The following is a 24,582-nucleotide window of genomic DNA, read 5'->3' on the forward strand; positions in this document are numbered from 1 at the left end:
GAATCAAAGCTTCAACTTGAAGTTCGGGCTTTTTCCTTTTCAAATTGTGAATCTTTTATATACGCCCAAACCAGTAAACCAGCCAACACCAATATTGAAACGGGAACCGCCGGACTGATTCCGTCGACTACACCCTTACCGTATGAATGTAAGCCTGACAAGAAATAGTTTACACCAAAATAAGTCATTAAAATAAATGCAAAGCCAACAATCGAAGCCATGCTGTAATTATAGATACCTTTTAAAGAAGGGATTAAACGCATATGAACAATAAAAGAGTAGATAACCACACTGATTAACGCCCATGTTTCTTTTGGATCCCAGCCCCAGTAACGCCCCCAGCTTTCGTTTGCCCAAACACCTCCAAGGAAAGTTCCGATGGTTAAAAAATACAATCCAACCGTAGCCGACATTTCGTTTATGGTTGTAAGCTGCTCAATAAAGCCTGAAACCTTTCCGGCATTTGATTTTTTTCGAAGAACGATTAAAATCATTGTCATAACGCCTAAAAACATACTTAAGCCAAGGAAACCGTAACTGGCAGTAATAATCGCCACATGAATAGCAAGCCAGTACGATTTTAATACCGGAACCAAATTGGTTACCTCCGGGTTCATCCAGCTTAAATGGGCAACAAACAGCGCAATACCAGAGAGGAATGCCGCCGTACCGACAACCATCGGATATTTTCGGCCAAAAATTAAACCGGCCAGCATGGCAGCCCAGGCAACATAAACCACTGACTCAAAACCGTTACTCCATGGTGCGTGGCCGGAAATATACCAACGCGTTATTAAGCCGGCTGTATGAATCAAAAACAAAACGACTATTAACCCAAAGAAAATGATACGAATAAATTTTGGCAGAGGTTTTTGCCTGAAAATATTGATAAACAGTACAACCAGAAGTAAAAAACCAAACATCAGGTAAAACGGAAAGATTCGTTTAAAAGGATCTGTCTGGTTGTAAAAAATCTCAATATCTTTTTTGCTTTGCGACGGCAGTAATTCAGCGCCATATTTCTGCTGAAAATTTCCGATAGCCTGCAGCACCTCCACCGCATCAGCATTTTGTTTTCCGGCAATGGACTGCAATAATAATTGGAACCCGCTTTTTATAAAAATAGAATCGCCACCTGAATATTCAGTGGCTTCAGCACCAGGTGCATACCACGGATCATCGCGGTGTTCCCGGGGATAAACCAGAAAAAGAGAACCCCCAAAAACCATAAAACAAATATTCACCCGCTCATCAAGATAGATGTATTCTTTTTCCAATTGATTTCTAAAAGCAGGCATTTTGCTGTATGCGGCTCTTACATTATCCGCAATCAGGTAATTTCCTTCCGAATCAAAAAGTTGTTGAATACTTGCATATTTCCCGCTTACTCCAATTTCAGCCGCCAGTTCTTTTGCTGAAACACGCACAATTGGCAATGTCCTCCAAATCTCTGGGTAAGTCATCATACTTAAAACTACTTCATCAGCTGTTTTCCCGTAAAGTGATGATTTGCGGCTTACTTTTCTGACGATTTCACTGTTGAGTGTCGAAATTGGCTCAATTCGTCCGTCAACTCCCTGTACCCACAATTCACTAAAATCTATTACAATCTGGTCGTGGATATCAGGAATCCCTGCACCAATTCCGGATTGTGCGGAAGCCGAAACTGACATGCCTGTTAACAATGCAACTCCGACTACCGTTTTTACTGAAATCTGTTGAAGTTTACGCGCCAAAAATCTGAAATAAGAATATCTGTTTACCAGTGAAAGAATAATTCCAATAATTAAAAGAGCATACCCGATATAGGTAACCCAGGTCCCCACAAAATCGTGATTAACAGAAAGGACTGTTCCCTGTTCATCCTGATCGTAAGAAGACTGAAAAAATTTATATCCCTTATAAACCAAAGTGTTATTCATAAAAATACGATAATCCTCTTCCAGCCCCACACTTTCATCACGAAGAACCACTTCGGAGGCAAACGATGACGGAGATTCTGAGCCCGGATATCTTTCCAGTTGAAAGTCTTTCAGATAAATACTAAAAGGAACTTCGAGCGGCAAAGCACCATATGCAAGTTCCAAAGTACCATTTCCCAGTGGTACCTGCACAGTATCGGGAGACATTCCTGAATGACCAAAAACCGGAACTGTCTGTGTTCGGATTCCATCAGAAATTTGAATGATAACTGCATCCTCATGCGTTTCGTTCTGACTTTTTACAGCTGAAAATGTGGCTCCGGGCAAAAAGCTGCGAATTAAAAACTGAAATCCGTCGTACCCGTACAAAAACATACTTTTCACCTGTATCGTATCGCCGGCACTAAAAGTTAGCTTTTCCTGTGTTGCCATTGTAGTTTCAGTAAGTGGCTTACCGGCGGTCATATACAACTGGTTATTCTGTCGGAAAAACCTGATATCGGGTTCTGAAATGGTCTCAAACCCTACTTTAAATCCGGGATAATCAAGCAAATCCCCTTTTGTAAAAAAATACGACTGCATTCCCTGTGCCGTAGACGACGAAAAAACAAAATCGATAACCGCCTCTCCCGTTTCAGAGGGAATGGGTTTGCGTTCAGCATCGGAGATAAAACCAATTGACTTTACTTTTACTTTTTGACCGCTTACATCAAATTTTGCAGAAAATTGTTTTGGCGTTAGTTCTGAAAACCTTACTTGCTTTTCCTTCTCCTGAGTGCCAAAACCCGCATAAAAATAGTCATCGGAAGAAAGAATAGAATTCGAGCTGCTGTTTTCGCGAATATGCATTACTCCTTCAAAACTAAAAAAACGCGTAATTCCAGCGCCGAGCAAAATTACAAGGAAAGAAATATGAAATACGCCCAAAGTAAAACGCTGCTTTGTAAAGAAATTATAACGGAAGAGGTTATTTATCAGGTTAAGGGCAAACAATGCCCAAAGCATTTCAAACCAGCGCGTATTGTATATAAGCGATCTGGCTGCTGGTGTTCCGTAACTACTTTCAACAAAAGTGGCAATCGCCATTGAAAAGGCAAGCATTAAAAACAAAAAGGCCATAAATGGCAAAGAAGTGATAAAAAAATACAGTTTTTTCATTTAACCTATAATTTATTCCAGTAAACCGAAAATAGGAAAACCGAAATTTTAAACAGATTCAGATTAAAATGGTTTTGCTGTCCGATTTATTTTCTGTTAAAAATTAAATCGGATGAAAATAATTTTTATTTAGAACAAATCAAAGAAGTCTGTTATAAAACCGGACTTTTCTGTATTTTATTTTCCAAATACTTGTAAACTTGCTGCCAATACTCAATAACTGTTCAATTTTGGAAATAAGCTATTTAGTTTGCCGGTTATTTTTTAACTCTTTCCACTTTTTAACAATATTTTCTTCACCTTCAAAATACTCCACTTTTGAGTCCTTCATAAAGTTTCCATATCCCAGTACATTTATTTTTCCCGTGTCGGGGTATTCACACACATCAAAACCAATAAGAACGCGTATATCAAGGTAAACGCAGGGTTTGTCGGTATGATTAAAAAATTGATGGGCTCCATTTTCACCCTTTTCAAAAAACACAATATCACCTTGTTTCAACACCTCAAAACCATCGGGTGAACGCACTGTCAATTCACCTGAAACAATCATCATTAATTCTTCCGCAAACTGATGGAAATGATACGGAAATGAGAATTCTCCGGGCTTGAGTTTTCGCATGTCAAATATTAAATTTTCTGATTTTGCTACTTCCCATAACCTTGGAGACGCAGTAAACATTCTGAAATTTTCAACGGCGTTCGAATTTTCCTTGAATTCAAAGTCATCTTTTGTAAAAATGGTTGTCATACGCTATTTTTTATTTATGACAATTTCACGCAGTTTTTTGTTTCGAAGATACAAGCCTCCCCAGATAAAAACAGCTATATACACCGGAAAAAGAGTATGAGAAAAGAGCGGACTTTCAACACGTACATGAGTGGCTACTGCCCCACCCAAATAGCCGGTAAGAAGTAATGCGCCTGTAAACGAAAAACGCGGAATGGCATACAACAGCGTACTAATTAGCAATACAATACCCATCCCCGTAACAGTACTTTCGGGGTACCCCAGTTCAAGGGTCGCTGCAACAACGGCTTCGGGTTTTATCAATTTCCCGACACTGTCGGAAAGAAGAAAAAGTATGGCTAACGAACTGACAATCCATCCAAAAACAATACCCCGGTTTGAAGTTAAATCTTTTGTTTTCATCGTTTTTTAATTTTGTTATTAGAAACGAATGAAACAAATTTCAATAATTTAAATCTTTTTTTCTTTCCGGTATTGCGACAAAGTGGGGTAAATTTGCGACATTATTTTCAAAGCAGAAATACAATAACTGCTCTCTTAAACATCAGGAAAAAATGTTATTCGTTACATCAAATTCGTTTTACCGGGAATTTACGGGCACAGTCTCAAAATACATCTCTCCCTATTACAAAAAGGAAAGTGCTTTTTCGATGGCTGCCTGAATTCCGGAAGCGTCTTTTCCGCCCGCTGTTGCATAAAACGGTTGTCCGCCGCCGCCGCCCTTAATTTCACGGCCAGCTTCACGTACAATTTGTCCGGCGTTCAAACCTTTTTCCTCTACCAGATTTTCGGAAATCATCACCGTTAAATTAGGCTTTCCGTTAATTTCTGCACCAAGAACTAAAAACAGATTCTCAACCTCTCCTTTTAGCTGAAAGGCCAAATCTTTTATCATTCCGGCATTATCCACATCAATCCGGTCGGAAATAATATTTACTCCTCTCTCCTGTAAAACCTTACTTTTTAAGCTGGCTTTCAGAATTTTTACCCGTTCGGTGTTAAACACCTCAATTTGTTTGGAAAGCTCACTGTTTTCCTTCATCAAATTCAACACATTTTCGAGGATGTTTTTTGACCCTTTTACCGTGTCCTGAATACTTTTTAAAGTTTTTAACTGGTCGTTTACAAAACGCTCTGCGTGGTCAGCAGTGATCGCTTCTATACGCCTGACACCGGCAGCAATGGCACCTTCCGAAACAATTTTAAATAAACCAATTTGCCCGGTAGCCTCGACATGTGTTCCGCCGCACAATTCAACCGACTCACCAAATTTTATCACACGAACCTCGTCGCCATATTTTTCACCAAAAAGCATCATCGCTCCCATTTCTTTGGCTTGTTCAATCGGTACTGTCCGGTTTTCTTCACGCCGTGCGTTTTCACGAATTTTCCGGTTTACAATGGTTTCCACTTTCTCAATCTCCTCATCGGTCATTTTTTGGAAATGTGAAAAATCAAAACGAAGATGATCGGCATTTACCAGCGACCCTTTTTGCTCAACATGACTTCCGAGAATTTCGCGGAGGGCTGCATGCAACAGGTGAGTTGCGGTATGGTTATTTGCGGTTTGAATACGTTTCTCTGTGTTAACAACAGCCTTAAAAGTTTCCTCCGGCTGTTCCGGTAGTTTTGCCGTCAAATGAACAATCAGGTTATTCTCTTTTTGAGTATCAAAAATTGGTGTTTTTACTCCATTGAATTCAATATATCCCGTGTCGCCAACCTGACCACCGGATTCACCATAAAAGGGAGTCTGGTCAAAAACCAGTTGATAAAATGTTTTTTTCCTTTGGGTCACTTTCCGGTAACGTGAGATACGAATTTCCGCTTCCAGTTTGTCATAACCCAAAAACGCTGTTTTTTCTATTTTACGAATTTCTACCCAGTCGTCGGTTTCCTGGGCGGCAGCATTTCGCGAGCGGTTTTTCTGCGCTTCCATTTCCACTGCAAAACCTTTTTCATCTACTCCAAGTCCGTTTTCACGGGCAATCAGTTCTGTCAAATCCAACGGAAAACCATATGTATCGTAAAGAACAAAAGCATCTGTTCCGCCCACCTTGTCAAGGTTATTTTGTTTGGCTTTTCCAACAATATCATCCAAAAGCTTTATTCCGGTAGACAAAGTTCGCAGGAACGACTCTTCCTCCTCTTTGATTACTTTTTCAATTAAAGTCTGCTGACTTACCAATTCAGGAAAAGCCTCTCCCATGGTTTGGTTTAGCACGTTAACCAATTTGTAAATAAAAGCTTCTTTAAAATCAAGGAAGGTATATCCGTAACGAACAGCACGGCGTAAAATCCGGCGAATTACATACCCCGCTTTATTATTGGAAGGAAGCTGACCGTCGGCAATGGCAAATGCAACTGCACGAAGATGGTCGGCAATTACACGCATGGCGATATCTGTTTTTACTTCATCACCATATTTTTTGTCACTTAATTTTCCGATTTCAGCTATGGTGTTCTGAAAAATATCGGTGTCGTAATTCGACGTTACACCCTGCAAAACCATACAAAGGCGTTCAAAACCCATTCCGGTATCGACATGTTTATCGGGCAATTCTTCCAGGCTCCCATTTGCCCTTCGGTTAAATTGAATAAAAACCAGGTTCCATATTTCAATCACCTGCGGGTGGTCTTTGTTTACCAATTCACGACCTGATATTTTTGCAACTTCTTCTTCTGGTCTTAAATCCACATGTATTTCAGAACAAGGTCCGCAGGGGCCGGTATCTCCCATTTCCCAAAAATTATCTTTTTTGTTTCCGTTTAAAATTCTGTCTTGCGGCAGGTATTTTCCCCAAAAACCGGCAGCTTCGTCATCGCGTCCCAGATTATCATCCGAACTTCCCTCAAATACGGTTGCATACAAACGTCCGGCCTGAATTCCCATACGTTCAACCAAAAATTCCCAGGCCCAGTCGATGGCTTCCTTTTTAAAATAGTCGCCAAACGACCAATTTCCCAACATTTCAAACATGGTGTGATGGTACGTATCCAGTCCAACTTCTTCCAAATCGTTGTGTTTTCCGGAAACACGCAAACATTTTTGAGTATCGGCAATCCGGTTCCATTTTATTGGTTCATTTCCAAGAAACAAATCTTTAAACTGGTTCATTCCCGCATTGGTAAACATCAACGTTGGGTCACCTTTTACAACCATTGGAGCCGATTTTACCACCTGATGCTCTTTTTCACTAAAAAAATCCAAAAATGCTTTACGTATCTCTTTTGAAGTCTTCATATATCTTGTTTGTCTTTTTCGTTTTGTTAAAAAAAATTAATGTAACTAAAATAATTTAGCTCACTGAGTGTTATTTAGTTACATTTGCCGCGATAATTTTAAAACGTAAATTTTAAAATTCTTGCAAAGTTAGACGTTTTAATTAATTTTGCTTAGAAACAGAAACTAAAATTTAGCCTTTATTATATGGCGAAAAAAAAGTATAAGTTTAATCCGGATACCTTAAATTACGAGAGAGTTGGTATTTCAATCAAAGAAAAACTGACAAAAATTTTAGCCCATTTTGCAAGTAGTTTTGCATTGGCTTTACTTTTTGTAATTGCTTTTCTGAATATGTATGAAACGCCTAAGACGAAATCACTTGAGCGGGAAAACAAAAGACTTCTGACACAGTATGAACTGATGTCGAAAGATTTGGAGAAAATTGATAAAGTGCTGGCTGAACTTGAACAACGTGACGATAATATTTACCGTGTGGTTTTTGAAGCGGAGCCCATTCCTTCGTCGGTAAGAAAAGCCGGTTTTGGGGGAACAAACAAATACTCCGAGCTGGAAGATATGAGCAACTCCAAAATGGTTATCGCAACTGCCAGAAAGCTGGACATGCTGGCCAAAGAAGCATATATCCAATCAAAATCATACGACGAAGTGTTGGAACTGGCATTAAATAAAGAAAAAATGCTGGCAAGTATTCCAGCCATTCAACCGGTCGCGAATAAAAATCTGAAGCGAACAGCCAGTGGATGGGGATACCGGATGCACCCGATTTATAAAGTTCGTAAATTTCACTATGGAATGGATTTTACCGCTCCAACGGGAACTCCGGTTTATGCTACCGGCGACGGAAAAGTAATTGAAGTTGGTGGCTCATCAAGAAGCAGGGTTGGTTTTGGACTTGTAATAAAAATTGATCACGGGTACGATTACGAGACCTTATATGGCCACTTAAGCGCATTTGATGTAAAACGCGGGCAGCAGGTAAAACGAGGTGACATTATTGGTTATGTAGGAAACACAGGCGGTTCAACAGCACCACACCTTCATTACGAGGTTCATAAAAACGGGCGTGCCATAAATCCCGCTTTCTATTACTATAAAGATCTTACTCCGCAGGAATATGACAAAATGATTGCCATTTCATCCAATATCGGTCAAACACTCGATTAAATAAAAGGCAAAAATTTATCAATTTTCTTGACAACACATTCGCTCCTTTTTATCTTTAGCTGAAATTTAAAAATGCTAAGCTAATTTTGATTGCCGGTGCCGTACAAAAAACCCAAAATAGAAAAAGTAATTTTTACAATTGGCGAAGTAGCTAAAATGATGGATGTGGAAACTACGGTTATTCGCTATTGGGAAAATCAATTTGAGGCGCTAAAGCCGAAAAAAAACAAAAAAGGCAACCGCTTGTTTTCGAAGGAAGATATTGAAGTAGTGAAACTAATTCATCATCTGGTAAAAGAGCGCGGGTTAACGATAAAAGGTGCAAAACAAAAACTAAAAGATAATCCGGAAGGAACTTCTCACGATTTTGAGATTGTAAAAAAACTACAGAAAATAAAACAGGAATTGATGGAAATAAGGGATAAAATGGGCAACGAAGCATGACGAAAATAAAAGAAATTGTACATTTTTTTGAAGAGTTGGCACCGCCACAATTACAGGAATCATACGATAACGCCGGATTAATTATCGGCTTGGAGAACGCCGAAGTTGATTCTGTTCTGATTTCGCTTGATGTTACGGAAGAAGTAGTTGACGAGGCCATTGCCCAAAAGGCACAACTGATTGTTGCACATCACCCGATCATTTTCTCTGGCTTGAAAAAAATTACAGGGAAGAATTATGTGGAAAGAACCATAATAAAAGCGATAAAAAACAACATTGCTATTTTTGCGGCACACACTAATCTTGACAGTGTAACGGGAGGCGTTAACTCGATCATCTGTGAAAAAATCGGACTGGAAAACTGCCAAATTCTTCAACCTGCAAAAGGACAGTTAAAAAAGCTGGTTACCTTTATTCCAGTGGAACACGCCGACAAAGTAAGGGAGGCAGTGTTTGCCGCCGGGGCCGGAAATATTGGAAACTATGATTCCTGCGGATACAACCTGGAAGGAACGGGCAGTTTTCGGGGAAATGAAGCCACCAATCCGTTTGTGGGCGAAAAAGGACAAATTCATTATGAAAAGGAAATTCGTTTTGAAACTATCTTCCCCGGTTATTTGCAGCATAAAATAATAAGCGCGCTTTTAAACTCCCATCCCTACGAAGAGGTAGCCTACGACATTTATCCTTTAGAAAATAATTTTGAAAAGGCCGGAATGGGAATGGTCGGCACCCTCCCCAAAGAAAAAACAGAAAAGGAATTTCTTCAGCACCTAAAAAACACCTTTCAAACAGGAGTAATAAAACACACACGTTTGAAAGGAAAACCGGTAAAAAAAGTAGCTATTTGTGGAGGATCAGGGTCATTTTTATTACCCAATGCCATTTCAGCAAAAGCAGATTTTTTTGTTTCCGGAGATTTTAAATACCATCAGTTTTTTGATGCAGAAAATAAAATAGTAATTGCAGACATCGGGCATTTCGAAAGCGAACAATTCACTAAAGATCTTTTTTATGAATTACTTACGAAAAATTTCCCTAAATTTGCAGTCCGTTTGTCGGAAGTGAATACCAACCCGGTTTTTTACTTCTGATTTTTAAGTTTGAAATTTAACATTACATAGCGATGAATGCACCATATTCAAGGCAAGAAGACAAAGACATTTCTATTGAAGAAAAATTACGCGCGTTGCATGAACTGCAAAGTGTAGTTTCCGAGGTTGACAAAATAAAAACACTGCGGGGCGAACTTCCGTTGGAAGTACAGGATTTGGAAGATGATATTGCCGGATTAAAAACCCGTTTGAAAAACCTGGAGGAAGATATCAAAAACCTGGATACAGCAATTAACAACAAAAAAATTGCAATTAAAGATTCGCAGGCGTTGATTACCAAATATACCGAACAGCAAAATAATGTTCGTAACAACCGTGAATTTGACTCTCTTTCAAAAGAAATTGAATTCCAGAATCTGGAAATTCAGCTTTCAGAGAAAAGAATAAAAGAGTTTACCACTGAGATGGCAGAGAAAAAAGAAACCATGTCCAGTTCGGAAAAACAATTAAAAGAACGGATTGAAGATTTGGATCGGAAGAAAAAAGAGCTCCAGGAAATTACTGAGGAAACCAAAATTGAGGAAGAAAAACTTAAAACAAAGTCGGAAAAAATTGAGTCATTTATTGAACCCAGGCTACTGACTGCTTTTAAACGTATCCGTAAAAATGCGCGCAACGGATTGGCCGTTGTTACCATTCAGCGTGATGCCTGCGGAGGCTGTTTTAACAAAATTCCTCCACAAAGACATTTGGATATTGCCAGCCGTAAAAAAATTATTGTTTGCGAATATTGCGGACGTATTCTGGTTGATAAAGATATAAACGTAGTTGAAACTGAATAAATTCAAAAAACTATAAAAAAAACCGGTTCAGACATTGAATCGGTTTTTTTGTGTAAAAAATACCGATTCCTGCCGGCAGGAAACGGTTTTATATTTTTCATTCCGTCTTTTTCTTATCCGCTACCAGCTTCCCCCGGCGCCACCGCCGCCAAAACTGCCACCGCCGAATCCGCCGAATCCGCCACCGCCAAAGCTTCCCCCGCCGGATGAAAAATTATTAAATGACCCCCGGTGAGAATTTCCACCTGACATCATTCCCATAGCTACCCAAAAGGGCAGGCTTCTTCCCGGAGAATAAAACCTTCTTCGTCTTCCGCGTAATATGGGAAGCACAACAAAAAACAGGATGATAAAAAAGAGTACCGGGATGCCTCCCCCCCGGTTTTGTGCGTAATATTCCTGATATTCCTGTGCTGTATATTCCCCGCGGGTAATGTCCATAATTACTTTTATTCCGCTGGCTAACCCTTTGTAATAATTGTTTTCTTTAAAGTGAGGAATCATTTCATTGTCAACTACAGTGCTGTTCACTACTGCATCAGGAAGAACTCCTTCCAGACCATAACCGGTAGCTACAAAAATCTGACCGTTGCTGTCAGCTTCCTTGGGTTTCAAAAGTATAACAATTCCATTGTCATTCCCTTTTTGACCAACGCCCCAGTTTTCGCCCAAACGAAATGCATAATCGCCGGGATCGTATCCTTCCAAATCTTTTACAGTTACCACCACAATTTGAGTTGAGGTTTCCCGTGCAAACTGTTCCAGTGTTCCTTCCAGCTGATTGTATTCATTCCTGCTCAAAACATTTGCAAAATCGTTCACCAAACGCGGCGGGGTTGGGCGTTCAGGAATTTCTGCAAAAGCCGTAAGGGTAACGCCGATAAATAATAGTATTAATTTGATTGATTTCATTATTCCTCCTATTTTTCGCCAAATGAGATTTCATCCGACAATTCATTTACATCATCCAATTGGTAGGGGAAGTGAGCTTTTAACTGTTCACCTGCTTTTACGATACCATCGGCCAATCCGTCAGCGAACTTATTTTCTTTAAACCGGGCAATGGCCTCATCTTTTATTTCTTCCCAAAAATTTTCGGGTACTTTCTCGTTTATTCCCGCATCACCTAAAATTGCAAACTTTTGGTCTTCAACAGCCAGGTAAAAGAGGACACCATTCCGCAGCTCCGTTTTTTGCATTTCCAGTTTGTCAAAAATATATGCAGCCCGGTCTAACACATCTCCTTTGCAATGTTTTTCGATATGAACCCGTATTTCCCCGGAAGTATTTGTTTCCGCCACCCGGATTGCATTGGTAATTTGCAACTTGTTTTCTTCTGTAAAATGTTTATATACGCTCATTTTGTCCCTCCTCTGTTTTCCTTCTCATTTTTTAAATCTTCTGATACCAACTTTAAAACTGAACTTCAGGAGCCTGCTCCGCGCCTTGTTGTGCTTCGAAATACGTTTTCTTGTCAAATCCAAACCAACCGGCATAAATTACACGCGGAAATTTGCGAATGTAAGCGTTATAGGATTGTGTAGTTTCATTAAACTTCCTCCGTTCAACAGCAATCCGGTTTTCTGTTCCTTCCAGTTGCGCCTGTAAATCACGAAAGTTTTGATTGGCTTTTAAATCCGGGTATCGCTCTACTACGACCATCAAACGGCCCAAAGCTGAAGACAAACCTTCCTGAGCCTGGGTAAATTGTTGCAGAGCCTGCGGGTTCAGATTTTCAGGATTTACATTCACTGATGTTGCTTTTGAACGCGCCTCAATCACTCCTTCCAATGTTTCCTGTTCATGTGCAGCGTAACCTTTTACCGTATTTACCAGATTGGGAATCAGGTCGGCACGACGCTGGTACACATTTTCTACCTGCGACCATGAAGAAGCAACCTGTTCATCCAGTTCAACCATTTTATTATACCCGCAACTCGAGAATAAAAAAGCTGAAACAACTGCCAGCAATACAACAAATAATCTTTTCATAATTCCTTTTTTATTTTGATGCTTACAAATATTCATAAAATGTGTGAAAAATCAGTGCATTTATCGGGGAAAGCCTATAATTTGCCGCTGTATTGTTACTATCAAAAGATAAATCAAAACAGAAACCATGACAGCGGAAGAATTCAAATCAGCTATTTCAGAAGGAATTCCAGACCAACTCCCCACCTTAAAAGCGTACGATACAACGATAAATCATGCCCCGCGACGAAAGGACATTTTATCGGTAAAAGAAAAAAAGCTGGCGGTAAAAAATGCACTCCGCTACTTTCCGCAAAAATTTCATACTGTTTTAGCCTCTGAATTTCTGGAAGAACTAAACAGTTACGGACGAATATATATGTACAGGTTCCGCCCCGCTTATAAAATGTATGCACGGCCAATCGATGAATACCCTGCAAAATCGAAACAGGCAGCTTCCATCATGCTGATGATTCAAAACAACCTTGACCCGGCAGTAGCGCAACACCCACACGAACTGATTACCTATGGGGGTAATGGCGCTGTTTTTCAAAACTGGGCACAATATCGCTTAACAATGAAATACCTCGCTGAAATGACCGATAACCAAACCCTTGTGATGTATTCCGGTCATCCTATGGGTTTGTTTCCCTCTCATCCGAATGCTCCGCGTGTGGTGATTACCAACGGAATGATGATTCCAAACTACTCATCAAAAGACGAATATGAAAAGTTTAATGCGCTTGGCGTAACACAATACGGACAAATGACAGCCGGATCCTATATGTATATCGGGCCGCAGGGAATTGTACACGGCACAACCATTACGGTGATGAACGCTGCCCGTTTGCACTCGGGCGGAAACATGGCCGGAAAAATCTTTGTGACCTCCGGACTGGGTGGAATGTCGGGGGCACAACCCAAAGCTGCGGTAATTGCGGGATTAGTTTGCGTAGTAGCCGAAATAAATCCCAAAGCAGTTGAGATACGACATCGCCAGGGCTGGCTGGATGAAGTGTACACCGACCCCGACAAACTTATAAAACGAATGCTTGAGGCTCAAATAAAAAAAGAGGCTGTTTCTCTGGCCTACCAGGGAAACATCATCAATCTGTGGGAAGAGCTGGCGGAAAGAAATATCAGGATAGACCTGGGCTCGGATCAGACATCGTTACACAATCCTTTTGCAGGTGGATATTACCCGGCTGATTTATCGCTGGAAGAATCAAACCGGATGATGGCAGACAACCCTGAAGCATTTAAAACAAAAGTATATGCATCGTTAAGAAGACACGTAACCGCCATTCATAAAATGACAGACAATGGCATGTATTTCTGGGATTATGGAAATGCTTTTCTGCTGGAAGCCGGTCGTGCCGGTGCCGACATTATCGATACACGGGGTGAATTTATCTACCCGTCGTATGTGCAGGATATTATGGGTCCCCTGTTTTTTGATTATGGTTTTGGTCCCTTCCGCTGGGTATGTACCTCAGGCAAACCGGAAGATCTGGCAACAAGCGATAAAATTGCCGCAAAAGTGCTGACACAACTTGCAAAAACAGCTCCCGACGAAATAAAAATGCAGATGCAGGACAATATTCACTGGATTGAAGAGGCAGGAAAAAACCAACTGGTAGTAGGCTCGCAGGCCCGGATTTTATATGCCGATTGCAACGGACGCACACAAATTGCACTGGCTTTTAACAAAGCTGTTAAAGAAGGGAAAATATCAGCACCCATTGTTTTGGGCCGCGACCATCACGATGTTTCGGGTACCGACTCCCCCTACCGCGAAACTTCAAACATTTATGATGGATCGGCACTTACTGCTGACATGGCGGTTCAAAATTTTGCCGGCGACAGTTTTCGTGGTGCAACCTGGGTATCGCTGCACAATGGCGGTGGTGTTGGCTGGGGCGAAGTGATCAACGGTGGTTTTGGAATGACAATCGACGGATCGGAGGAAGCCGGCAAGCGGATAAAAATGATGTTGCACTGGGATGTAAATAACGGCATCGCCCGACGAAGCTGGGCACAAAATCCGCCGGCAAAATTTGCCATTCAGCAGGCCATGAAACAAAATCCTGATTTAAAAGTGACCCTGCCCAATGAAACGGACGAGAACTTGCTGGATAGCCTGCTTTAAAAAACTACTTTTTTACCTTTTTTGCACTGGCGAGTGGGAAAAAACCGGAATCAGAGAAATTAACGCAGTATAAAAGACTTAATTTGAAGATGCAATTTAAAAAAGCGATAAAGCGATGAAGCAATAACCTCCGGTTTTAGTGGCGTTACATCGAAACGTTTGTCCCCATCTTTGAGGAGGACGAGACCGTTTTGAGACGGTCGGAGGGGGAGATTTTCCTGCTTCCTGTTTCCAGCTGTCGGCCGCAAGCTTTATTTTAACTCATTGGACTAAAGTCACAAAAGATAGGTAGCTCTGCTTCACCGGCATAAATGCCGGCGTTATTTAATTTTTCTTCAAACAAAGTCATTCAAAATCAAAAAATGATAATTCAGTTAGATACGCAGACAAATCTTACCTGATTGCAGATTACTTTTTTTGTTCACTCCCGGTTTAGTGATTTTTGATGTATTCAAACATTATAAATCCTAGTCATGGCGGTAAAAATACTTTTAACAGCAGTTATACTTTCAATTGCCCTTTTCTCTTCATTTTCGCAAGAGAATCAAAAAATTTCAACAATTGGGACCTACAATGGATATTCAACCCTAAAATACGATTCTTTCTTTCGGGAATCGCGGTATGTAAAGATGAGTGACGGCACCCGGCTGGCAGTGGATATCTATCGTCCGATAAAAAACGGCATTACTGAAACAGCACCATTGCCGGTAGTTTGGAATCATACAAGGTATACGCGGGCTTTAAAAGGACCACAAGGCAATATTTTAACCTTAGCTACCAGTCCGATTGGGATGGCTCTTATCCGTCGTGGTTATGTTACAGTTATCGCTGATGCGCGTGGTACAGGAGCTTCTTTTGGCACTCAAAACGGACTTTTCACAAAAAGGGAAGCACAAGATGCTTATGAAATTACCGAATGGCTGGCCAAACAGGAATGGTGTAATGGCAAAATCGGGATGATGGGCGGGTCATACGAAGGGGTTACACAGTTGATGGCAGCCGCTAAAAAGCCTCCGCACCTTAAAGCCATCTTTCCTGCGATGTTTTTGTTCGATTTATACAATTTCCCCTACCACAACGGTGTATATTACAATGATTGTATTATTTCTGACAAGAATAAAATGAGTAAAGGCGCCGCGAGTAAAATTGATTTTATTGCTCCGGTAGATAATGATTTGATGAAAACAGATTTAAAAACGGCGTATTCATCGCGCTCAGAGAACCGCTTTCTGGATGACATTTTCTCCATTTCAAAATACCGAAATTCCTTCGACAGCTTAACACAAAGCTATTTGTACAAGGATTGGTCGCCATCAAATTATGTTGAGGAAATCAATCATTCCGGGATTGCAGTTTACATCTACGGCGGTTGGTTCGATCTGTTTTCAAAAGATGCATTTTTACTTTATGCCAATCTTACGGGTCCCAAAAAATTGTTAATGGTGGATTCGCCACACTCTTCAAGTAAAAATCCAAAACTAATCCAACTGTTTATTACAGAACAGATTCGCTGGTTTGATTACTGGCTAAAAGACATCCCTAACGGAATAATGGATGAGCCACAAATAGCCTTACAAAAAAACGGGGAAACCGCTACTGAAAATTTAACACTGTCTGACACCTGGCCTTTAAACAACACCCAAAATTTGAATGTCTATTTTCAAGAAGGCAAGTCAGGGTCAGTTAACTCATTGAACGATGGAATCCTTGACATGAAAAAGCCTGTGGATAACGCCGGTTTTGAAAAATATATGGCTGATTTTTCAGCGACTTCCGGGACACAAACCCGATGGGACGATGCGGCGATAAAAAAGTTCAGTTACCCTGATATGACAGCCAATGATGAAAAAGGAATAACATTTACCTTGCTAAATCCCCTTCAAAATAAGCTCACTATATGTGGGCATCCGATAATTACCTGTTATGCAAACAGCTCATGCGGTGATTTTGATTTGTATGTCTATCTCGAAGATGTGGCGCCAAACGGAGTTTCTTCTTATCTGTCAGAGGGATGTATTAGAGCATCTTTTTATAAACAGACTGAAGCACCGTATAATAATCTGGGATTACCTTATCATCGCTGTTATCAGGAGGATACTGCCAACATCAACCCCGGGGAAATCTATAAATTAAGTTTCGACATGCTACCGCTTTATCATCAATTCGAAAAAGGACATAAAATAAGAGTAACACTCACCTGTGCCGATAAAGACAATACCAATTCACATATAATTTTTAAAGAATCAGAGATTACAGTTTTCAGGGATGCCCTACATTCGTCATTTATCAGATTGCCACTATTGGTCAATAATTAATAAATTTGAAATACTTTGAAAACGAAATATACCATATTATTGCATTTGCCGGTTTGGTTACTTGCAGTCGGCTTAATCTTGGCGAAAGCAATTTTTAGCCCCAATGCCTTTGCTCATCCGGCTTTTGAAATATTCCAACTCGCTATTCTCGTACTCTGGATATTGGGAACATTTTATATTTTTTATTTGTATTTCATCCCCTGTTTCCTGCAAAAAAGTAAAATAACCGCTTTTATAATTTTGTCGCTTATTGCAATATGTATAATACCTTTCTTAAGTTTTTATGCCATTTGGTTAAATAAAGTGGCCTTTAACCAGCCACACAATTATTCCTTTACGTTTACGGGTTACATAATTAGCTTCATTGTAACAGGAGTTATTGGCGGGTTAGGAAGCTTTTACAGGTTTGCTGCCGACTGGTTTCCTAATTTGGGCTTAAAAGAAAAAATGGAAAATCTTCAATTAAAAAGTGAAATTAACCTTCTGAAATCAAAACTGAACCCCCATTTTCTGTTTAATACCTTGAATAACATCGATACATTAATCGAAACAAATTCAAAAAATGCATCTGTTTACCTGGGAAAACTATCTTCAATTTTAAGGTATATTGTTTACGATTCGGAGAATGAAAAAGTAAGTGTAACAAAAGAAATCGACTGTATTAAAGACTATGTGGAATTGCAGAAGCTAAGATTTGAACACGATGACGCAGTTAAATTAACTATTTCAGGAGTATATAACAGCTGTAAAATTGCGCCGGCATTATTACTCCCCTTTATTGAAAATATTTTTAAACATGGTACTTTTTATTCTTCTGAAGATAAAAGCAAAATTACGATTCATTGTGAGGGTAAAATTCTGAAACTTGAGGCTGTAAATCCATTTGACAAAAATTTATCCGCAAATTCACAAAACAAAGGAATTGGGCTAACAACCACTCAAAAAAGACTGGAACTTTTATATCCTAAATCATATATTTTAAATATTAAAGAGCAAGGGAATCTGTTTTTTGTGAACTTACAAATTAATCTGAATGATAATTGACTGCATAATAATTGAGGATGAACCTCTGGCCATAAACAAAATGGAAGGGTACATCAATCGGATTTCTTATTTGAACTTAACAGGTAAATTCAGGAGCGCAATTGATGCCATTGGTTTTATTCAGGAAAACAAACCTCATTTAATATTTCTCGATATTCAGATGGAACATATGACAGGCATACAGTTACTGGAGACTTTATCTCAAAAACCAAAAGTAATAATTACCACAGCATATCAGGAATATGCCATAAAGGGTTACGATCTCCAGGTAAGCGATTACCTGCTAAAACCAATTCAATTTGAAAGATTTGTGCAAGCCTGTGAAAAGTCGTACCACGAAATTGAAAATACCGGCACAAAAGAACAGGACTTTATTTTTGTAAAAACCGAATACCGGCTGGAAAAAATCAACATGTCATCCATATTATACATTGAAGGGATGCGTGACTACCGGCACATTATTACAAAAGACAAAAAAATTATGACCTTGCAAACCTTTAAAGACATAGAAAAAGCGCTTCCTGCAAATCAGTTTATGAGAGTACATAATTCATTTATTGTTTCTGTTGATAAAATTGAAAGTATTGAAAAAAATCGTATACATATTAAAAATAAATTAATCCCAATAAGCGATAGCAAAAGAGAGGAGTTCTACAAAAGAATTAAAAACAAAATGATTTAATCCGGGAGTAACTCCTTTAAAAGAATAACAAAAATCTATTCAAGCTCCTTTGCGTAATCAAAGCCAACTGAAAATAAAATAGCTTAGTTAAAAAAAAACGGCAATGATGTTTGTCGTTATACGACTGCATATGCTTTGCTTATACATCTGCAACGGTAAATCCTCTCCTCAATCTCATTCTGTCTGCCCACCTGATTACTCAGGGCGGGGAACATGGTTAAACAACACCGGTGTGCTTAACACCCTGATAAAAAAAGAGGAGCATCTAAACATCAATGCCCCTCCTAAAATCAATGACAACTCAAATGATTACAAACAAATATTTTATTTAAAACCGTTGTCCTTCACACACGCTACAGGAGAAAAAAACAATCCCGTTTACCGGTGATCAGGTTGAGTTTATACTGTTTTTTACACTGTCATTTCCGGCTCTTCCTTTTTGTTCCGTTTTTTTACCGTTTCGTTATTATCGTCAATAATTTTGGCAATGATGCGGGGAAATGCGCCATAGGTTGCTTCATCTATAATTTCCATGGCACGCAGGTATACCACAATTTTGCCGTTTAGCAAATCAACAAGCTCTCTTTTAATCACCGAAGCACTGATTGCGGTACTTTCCTGTGCTTTCTCCTGTTCATAAGCCAAACGCGCAGCTTCAAACTCATCCTGGGCTGCCTGCAAAGCGGCAATAAGTTCGGCACAACCCGACAGTTGGGCAATTGTATCCTGCAGGTTGGGTTTTGCGAGGTCGTTAAGCAGCGAAGCCACCAGCGAAGATTCCGAAGCATAGCTTTTGCCCGTAATCGAAACCCCATATTTATCAAATACTTTTTTTACTTTTTGCGCCGCTGCTTTTACATTATCATCGGGGTGATGCAGCAAGCCCAGCAGCAAATAAGAAAACGAGCGTATCTCACCGTCGTGTTTTTCATCTTTTTCTTCCAGGTTACTTTCCGCTTTGCTTCGGTTGATGGCCGATGTAAGATTTTTTGAAAACGGATCGAGAGTGTTAAACATGTGAGGTAAATGGGGATCAGAGTCCATTCCCGAACTTTTAAATGCGCTGATGATACGCATTGAAACAGCGTCAGCCTCAGTAACGCGGCTTTTGCTTAACAAATTGGGAATCATAATACTTCATTTTATTTTTTTGAAAGCACCGGGAACAGGGTTTGTACTTGTTTAGGGTGCATCAACATTTTGTTGATTTTTCAATTTTAACCAAAACCATAGGATTAGCAAAAAAACAGATGATGTTACTCGGCATAATTTTATTCCTCATGTCTAATTTTTCGGATTGTCAAACCATAGCACAATGCCACTGTTTGTTTTTGCATCAGAATAGCTTTGGGCAAAATGCCATGGCTTTACTTTCTGTATTTTTATACTATGCACGATGCCACGCATCCACTTTTTTGCAGGAAACGGAATGGCACTTTGCCACCTCTTTGTTTTTCTTCGCGGCAGATAACAGCACCGTGCCACACTATATTTTTAAAGCTGCAACAATCCTTGTTACTATTTTTTTGAAATTATGATTACTTTTAAAAGGCAATACATAAAAACTACCGGAACCATTGAACACAACTTTTGCAAATAACAAATGCCCCAACTCCCCTGTTTCCACAATTAAAAAGCAGAATAACAATATTTTACAAGAATACATTATAATAAGATATATGTTGCATATGTATTACGTGCGTTGTGTTTAATTGTAAAAAAGTACAACACGAATAATCTTGAGTAAAACAATTTTCGTCTGACAAGTGAAATTTAATAAAAAAATGTACTGAATTTATGTGGTAAATTTTCTGACTGACTAAAAACAAAGATTGGAGTAATAAATCATTATCGACTGAAAAACGAATATCAATCGACAAAAAATAAATTTGATATGAATAGTAAATTTTCTTGCAAAAAGAGTCGCTCATTTGGAGGATTTTTAATAACCGTTAGTTTATTTATTACGTTGGTCGCTTTTGGACTACCAGTCATCCTTAAAGACACATTTGATTTAGCGGCGTTTATTGTATCAAGTCTGTTCGTTTTAATAACAACAGGATTATTTTTATGGTTATGGTTTGGTACTTATTACATAATTGACAATGAAATACTAATTGCGAAATTTGGACCACTTACCTGGAAAGTTCCCATTAATGAAATATCATTCATTCGGTTGAATCAGGAAACAATTGGAGGAACGTGGAAACTGACTTTATCATGGAAATGCATCGAGTTAAAATACAAAAAGTCTCGTTCAATATTCATTTCTCCAAATAATCAAAGTGTTTTTATAGACAGGTTAGTTAAAATAAATCCTCAAATTGAGATTAAACAGAAATAGAATAAAACAAACAACATAAACACAACACAGTACATACTGCTGGTCGGGGTTTGGTGGTACGCCAACTACGGATTCTCGTTTCGCAGTTCCGCATCCTTCGGACAGGAACGCGCTCCGAAATCCGCAACGACAACTTGCAAATGACCGTCACCGTTGATCATTAAAAACAGTATGAATCAATTTAAAAAACGAAGATATATGAAAATTAAATTTGTCGTCTTATTCTTCATGCTGACAATAATAAATGGCTGTGTAAATTCAGAAATTATAACTGGATATTGGACTGGTTCAATGGAAGTGAATGGTAAGACTGTTGATATGTCAATTGATTTAAAACAGACCAAAAAATTGTTTTCGAGTTATGATTTAATGCTTCTTGACCAACCAATTTCAAATTTAAAACTTATTAATAGGAAAATAACTTTTTTAGTGAATCTTGATATTGATTTTGTTTTTCACGGGGAAATAAAGAACAATCAAATTACTGGAAATGCAGCAATAAATGGCGGCCCGCCAAATATGGATATTGCTTTTAGCTTAACAAAACAATCAGAACTACCTGTCAAGACTTATTCCATTGAAAGTTTAACTATAAAAAGTAACGATGTTATTCTTTCAGCAGAAATTTACACACCGAAAACGGAGGGACTTCACCCTGCAATAGTTTTGCTGCAAGGTTCATCTACCAACCTTAAAACCGATTATCTTTTCGATGCTGATTTTTTTGCAAAACTTGGATTTGAAGTTCTAATATTTGACAAACGCGGCAATGGAAAATCAACGGGAGAATACTATAGTTCAGGCTATAACGATTTGATAACTGATGCAATTGCTTGTCTGGAAACAATGTATAGCAGAAAAAGTGTAGATAAAAATAAAATTGGGCTTTGGGGTTATAGTCAAGGCGGAATGTTGTTGCCAAAAATTGTCGCAAAAACGAGTATTCCACATTTTCTCATTGCAAAGTCACCTGAGATTATCAGTGAGACAGAAGCAGCAGCATTTTCTGATAGTTTAAGGGTTGTTAATTCAGGATATACTGATTCAGATGGACATCTTGCTGCGGAAAGTCATAGGAAAATTGAAAAAATGATTCGTAAAGGAAGTGATTATAAAGATGTTGAAAAGTTCATTCGTCAAAATGCACAGAAGTATAATTTTATGAACCAAACTGGATTATATGGAAGTATAAGTATTGACAAGAATGAATTTAATGGTTTTTACTGGAAAGGCAGAACAGAGAATTTCTATTCTGACTGGAAAAATACAGATGTTTCAACACTTGTATTATTGGGTGAAAGAGATGATTTAATAAACGCTGAAAAAAGTGAAGCAATTATCAAAGGTTTTAATAATGATAATGTTATTGTAAAATTATTTCCTCGTGCCAATCATCATTTAAAAAAAACATTTAATCCGAGAGTTGATAGTGAATTTGACTGGCCAAGAATAACAGAAGGGTATTCAGAGCTTGTAAAAAATTGGATTCAAAAAGAAGTTAAAAAATAACGAAACGCTAATTGAATAAGCCAGGGGAATTTTACTCCTGACTTCTCGCAGAACCCTAGCTGAACCTCTCGATTCACACGGCTCGTATTATACAGTCAACTTTTATTAAACGAACAGATAGGCAAAACCCAATAAAAAAAATTTGCATTAGATTAACCTTTGGTGTTGAATCAGTAAATCTATTTTAAAATTTAATGATCGTGCTGTTTAAACCAAGCATCCGGGTGTAATTTACTTCCCTTGCGATATTTTTTACCAATTGCAATCCCATTGATTTAAATTCAGAGTCATTTTCGATCGCTGAATAGTTTGCCGGATTAAAAGGGATACCATCATCTTTTAAACTGATCAAAACTTCAGACGCACCAATTGATACCCGCACATCAACCACCTTTTTTGTTTGGTCGCGGTATCCATGCTCGAAACTATTCACGGCCAGCTCTTCCACGGCTAATCCAACATGCATGGACGTGCGCTCATTTAATCCGTTTTCAGAACAAAACTGAACCACATCTTCCGATAAGCGGGCTGCATTTTTTACATCATCAACAATACTGACATCCAACAAGGCGTTAGCAGAAGTCCTGGATTGGAAAAGCAACATTCCCTGCAGTTTTACATCAGAATTTTTTCGAATACGTCGCGTAAGAATAAATACAATAAGCAATGTACAAACTTCACTAACCCCGAAAGCTATCCAGATACCGGAACCACCCCAAATTTTACTGAACACAAAAGCCAAAGGCACAACTAACATAAAACCTTGTACGCTAGCAATTACCAGCGAGAGTTTCTTTTGCTGAATGGTCTGAAAATAATACATCAGCACTACATTCAAAGCAGTTCCCAACAAGCTTATTGAAAATATCCGAATCGCCTGAATTCCGAGCGCCAATTCGTTTGCAGAACTGACTCCAAAAAGTTGTAACACTTGCGACGGAAAGATTTCAAACAGAGCAATTAAAAGCAGACTTGCCAAGCCCACAATCTTAAAAGTTCGAAAAATTGTGAATCGGATGCCTTGTTGGTCCAGCTCGCCATACAAAACACCAATAATTGGAGAAATGGTTTGAGCTGCCCCGGAAATAAACATGGATACAAATGCCAGGCACGATAAACAAACAGAAAACACTGCCATCCCCGATTTTCCCAGTGTATTAATTACGATAATATTAATCAAAAATATTTTTAGAAATAAAAACAAAGTGGTCAATGCCGCCGGTAATCCGGTTGCAATAATCTTAAGAATCTTTGCCCCTGAAATCATCTCCGGCTTTTTGATCCTGAAAGTTACCTTCTCCCTGAAAAAGTATGTTATAAGAACCAGACTCCCGGCTCCGTAACCGGTTACCGTTGCCAAAGCTGCGCCCTCAACGCCCATGTTAAAAACAAACAAATAGATAATATCAAAAATAAGATTCACCCCATTGGCAACAATTAATATTACAGAGGCTAGCCGCGGATTATTATCGGTTCGGATGAAACTAGAAATACCGGGAACAACAATCATTAGCGGGGATCCTAAAAAAAGAATCTTTAGATACGGAACAAGTTTTGCCTCCATCCCGGTGTCGCCTGCAATAAATTCAGCAATACGAGTATGAAAAATTAGCCCGACAACCAGAACAATTACAGAAAAAAGTAGCATCATTAAAATAGCCTGCTGAAAATAAGAAAGTGCATTGCTTTCACTCCGTTGACCGATTGCAATGGCTGCCAAAACAGAACCACCAACTCCCATTAAAACATAAATAGAATTAAATCCGAGAACAATCGGCGTTGACAAATTCACAATAGCCAATGCTTCCGAGCCCAGCTTATTTCCAACAATAATACCATCAACGATTATTCCCATCGAAAGGGCCATCGCCATTAAAATTGTAGGTAAAAAATAACGTTTAAAAATTCGATTGGTTAGTATATCAGAACGTTTCAATAATATTGGTTTTTATAAATAATCAGATAGGAATTTTGCGTTTCGAAAG

20 protein-coding genes are annotated in these 24,582 nt (G+C 38.9%); 10 read left to right on the forward strand and 10 right to left on the reverse strand.

Annotated elements, in window-relative coordinates; all coding sequences use genetic code 11:
- Positions 1-11: 11 nt before the first annotated feature.
- The 4 genes from GM418_RS05605 to alaS all read right to left on the reverse strand — a co-directional run bounded on the left by GM418_RS05605 (position 12) and on the right by alaS (position 7,075).
- Positions 12-3,080, reverse strand: coding sequence for a cytochrome c biogenesis protein CcsA (locus GM418_RS05605; RefSeq protein WP_158863994.1), 3,069 nt, complete (start codon positions 3,078-3,080; stop codon positions 12-14).
- A gap of 241 nt (positions 3,081-3,321) precedes the next feature.
- Positions 3,322-3,831, reverse strand: coding sequence for a cupin domain-containing protein (locus tag GM418_RS05610; protein WP_158863996.1), 510 nt, complete (start codon positions 3,829-3,831; stop codon positions 3,322-3,324).
- Between the two features lie 3 nt (positions 3,832-3,834).
- Positions 3,835-4,233, reverse strand: a complete 399-nt coding sequence (locus tag GM418_RS05615; protein ID WP_158863998.1) for a DoxX family protein — start codon at positions 4,231-4,233, stop codon at positions 3,835-3,837.
- 223 nt (positions 4,234-4,456) lie between these two features.
- Positions 4,457-7,075, reverse strand: a complete 2,619-nt coding sequence (alaS, locus tag GM418_RS05620; protein ID WP_158864001.1) for an alanine--tRNA ligase — start codon at positions 7,073-7,075, stop codon at positions 4,457-4,459.
- Between the two features lie 186 nt (positions 7,076-7,261).
- On the opposite strand from alaS, the gene GM418_RS05625 reads away from it, so the two are divergent.
- From GM418_RS05625 to GM418_RS05640, 4 genes are all read left to right on the forward strand, one after another.
- Entirely contained in the window at positions 7,262-8,242 is a 981-nt protein-coding gene (locus tag GM418_RS05625) for a M23 family metallopeptidase (RefSeq protein ID WP_158864003.1), read from the forward strand.
- A 96-nt stretch (positions 8,243-8,338) separates the two neighbouring features.
- Positions 8,339-8,686 (forward strand): MerR family transcriptional regulator, encoded by a 348-nt coding sequence (locus GM418_RS05630; RefSeq protein WP_158864005.1) that lies wholly within the window; start codon positions 8,339-8,341, stop codon positions 8,684-8,686.
- Positions 8,683-9,780, forward strand: a complete 1,098-nt coding sequence (locus GM418_RS05635) for a Nif3-like dinuclear metal center hexameric protein (RefSeq protein WP_158864007.1) — start codon at positions 8,683-8,685, stop codon at positions 9,778-9,780. Before GM418_RS05630 ends, GM418_RS05635 begins: the two co-directional genes overlap by 4 nt.
- A 32-nt stretch (positions 9,781-9,812) precedes the next feature.
- Positions 9,813-10,583, forward strand: a complete 771-nt coding sequence (locus GM418_RS05640) for a zinc ribbon domain-containing protein (protein ID WP_158864009.1) — start codon at positions 9,813-9,815, stop codon at positions 10,581-10,583.
- A 120-nt stretch (positions 10,584-10,703) separates the two neighbouring features.
- Here GM418_RS05640 and GM418_RS05645 read toward each other — a convergent pair whose 3' ends face one another.
- Genes GM418_RS05645 through GM418_RS05655 form a run of 3 tightly spaced genes read right to left on the reverse strand, consistent with a single transcriptional unit; the run spans position 10,704 to position 12,575 of the window.
- On the reverse strand, positions 10,704-11,495 hold the full coding sequence (locus GM418_RS05645; RefSeq protein WP_158864011.1) for a TPM domain-containing protein: 792 nt from the start codon (positions 11,493-11,495) through the stop codon (positions 10,704-10,706).
- Between the two features lie 8 nt (positions 11,496-11,503).
- On the reverse strand, positions 11,504-11,944 hold the full coding sequence (locus GM418_RS05650) for a TPM domain-containing protein (protein ID WP_158864013.1): 441 nt from the start codon (positions 11,942-11,944) through the stop codon (positions 11,504-11,506).
- Positions 11,945-11,996: 52 nt separating this feature from the next.
- The gene (locus GM418_RS05655) at positions 11,997-12,575 is read right to left on the reverse strand and encodes a LemA family protein (protein ID WP_158864015.1); all 579 of its coding nucleotides are present in this window, start codon (positions 12,573-12,575) and stop codon (positions 11,997-11,999) included.
- A gap of 127 nt (positions 12,576-12,702) precedes the next feature.
- Between GM418_RS05655 and GM418_RS05660 the strand changes: the two genes are divergently transcribed.
- The 4 genes from GM418_RS05660 to GM418_RS05675 all read left to right on the forward strand — a co-directional run bounded on the left by GM418_RS05660 (position 12,703) and on the right by GM418_RS05675 (position 18,744).
- Positions 12,703-14,703, forward strand: coding sequence for a urocanate hydratase (locus GM418_RS05660; protein ID WP_158864017.1), 2,001 nt, complete (start codon positions 12,703-12,705; stop codon positions 14,701-14,703).
- A gap of 473 nt (positions 14,704-15,176) precedes the next feature.
- Positions 15,177-17,018 carry a CocE/NonD family hydrolase gene (locus GM418_RS05665; RefSeq protein ID WP_158864019.1) on the forward strand — a complete coding sequence of 614 codons (1,842 nt, stop codon included), beginning with the start codon at positions 15,177-15,179 and terminating at the stop codon, positions 17,016-17,018.
- A gap of 15 nt (positions 17,019-17,033) precedes the next feature.
- Positions 17,034-18,062 (forward strand): sensor histidine kinase, encoded by a 1,029-nt coding sequence (locus GM418_RS05670; protein ID WP_158864020.1) that lies wholly within the window; start codon positions 17,034-17,036, stop codon positions 18,060-18,062.
- Complete coding sequence (locus GM418_RS05675) at positions 18,052-18,744, forward strand: LytR/AlgR family response regulator transcription factor (protein WP_158864022.1); 693 nt, start codon at positions 18,052-18,054, stop codon at positions 18,742-18,744. Before GM418_RS05670 ends, GM418_RS05675 begins: the two co-directional genes overlap by 11 nt.
- A 411-nt stretch (positions 18,745-19,155) precedes the next feature.
- Here GM418_RS05675 and GM418_RS05680 read toward each other — a convergent pair whose 3' ends face one another.
- Positions 19,156-19,875, reverse strand: coding sequence for a DUF6261 family protein (locus GM418_RS05680; RefSeq protein WP_158864024.1), 720 nt, complete (start codon positions 19,873-19,875; stop codon positions 19,156-19,158).
- 153 nt (positions 19,876-20,028) lie between these two features.
- Positions 20,029-20,229, reverse strand: coding sequence for a hypothetical protein (locus GM418_RS05685; protein WP_158864026.1), 201 nt, complete (start codon positions 20,227-20,229; stop codon positions 20,029-20,031).
- Positions 20,230-20,638: 409 nt separating this feature from the next.
- On the opposite strand from GM418_RS05685, the gene GM418_RS05690 reads away from it, so the two are divergent.
- On the forward strand, positions 20,639-21,088 hold the full coding sequence (locus tag GM418_RS05690) for a PH domain-containing protein (protein ID WP_158864028.1): 450 nt from the start codon (positions 20,639-20,641) through the stop codon (positions 21,086-21,088).
- A 198-nt stretch (positions 21,089-21,286) separates the two neighbouring features.
- On the forward strand, positions 21,287-22,597 hold the full coding sequence (locus tag GM418_RS05695; protein WP_158864030.1) for an alpha/beta hydrolase family protein: 1,311 nt from the start codon (positions 21,287-21,289) through the stop codon (positions 22,595-22,597).
- A gap of 184 nt (positions 22,598-22,781) precedes the next feature.
- Here GM418_RS05695 and GM418_RS05700 read toward each other — a convergent pair whose 3' ends face one another.
- Positions 22,782-24,533, reverse strand: coding sequence for an MATE family efflux transporter (locus GM418_RS05700; protein WP_158864031.1), 1,752 nt, complete (start codon positions 24,531-24,533; stop codon positions 22,782-22,784).
- Positions 24,534-24,582 lie beyond the last annotated feature (49 nt).

Source organism: Maribellus comscasis (assembly GCF_009762775.1).
GTDB classification, from domain to species: Bacteria; Bacteroidota; Bacteroidia; order Bacteroidales; family Prolixibacteraceae; genus Draconibacterium; species Draconibacterium comscasis.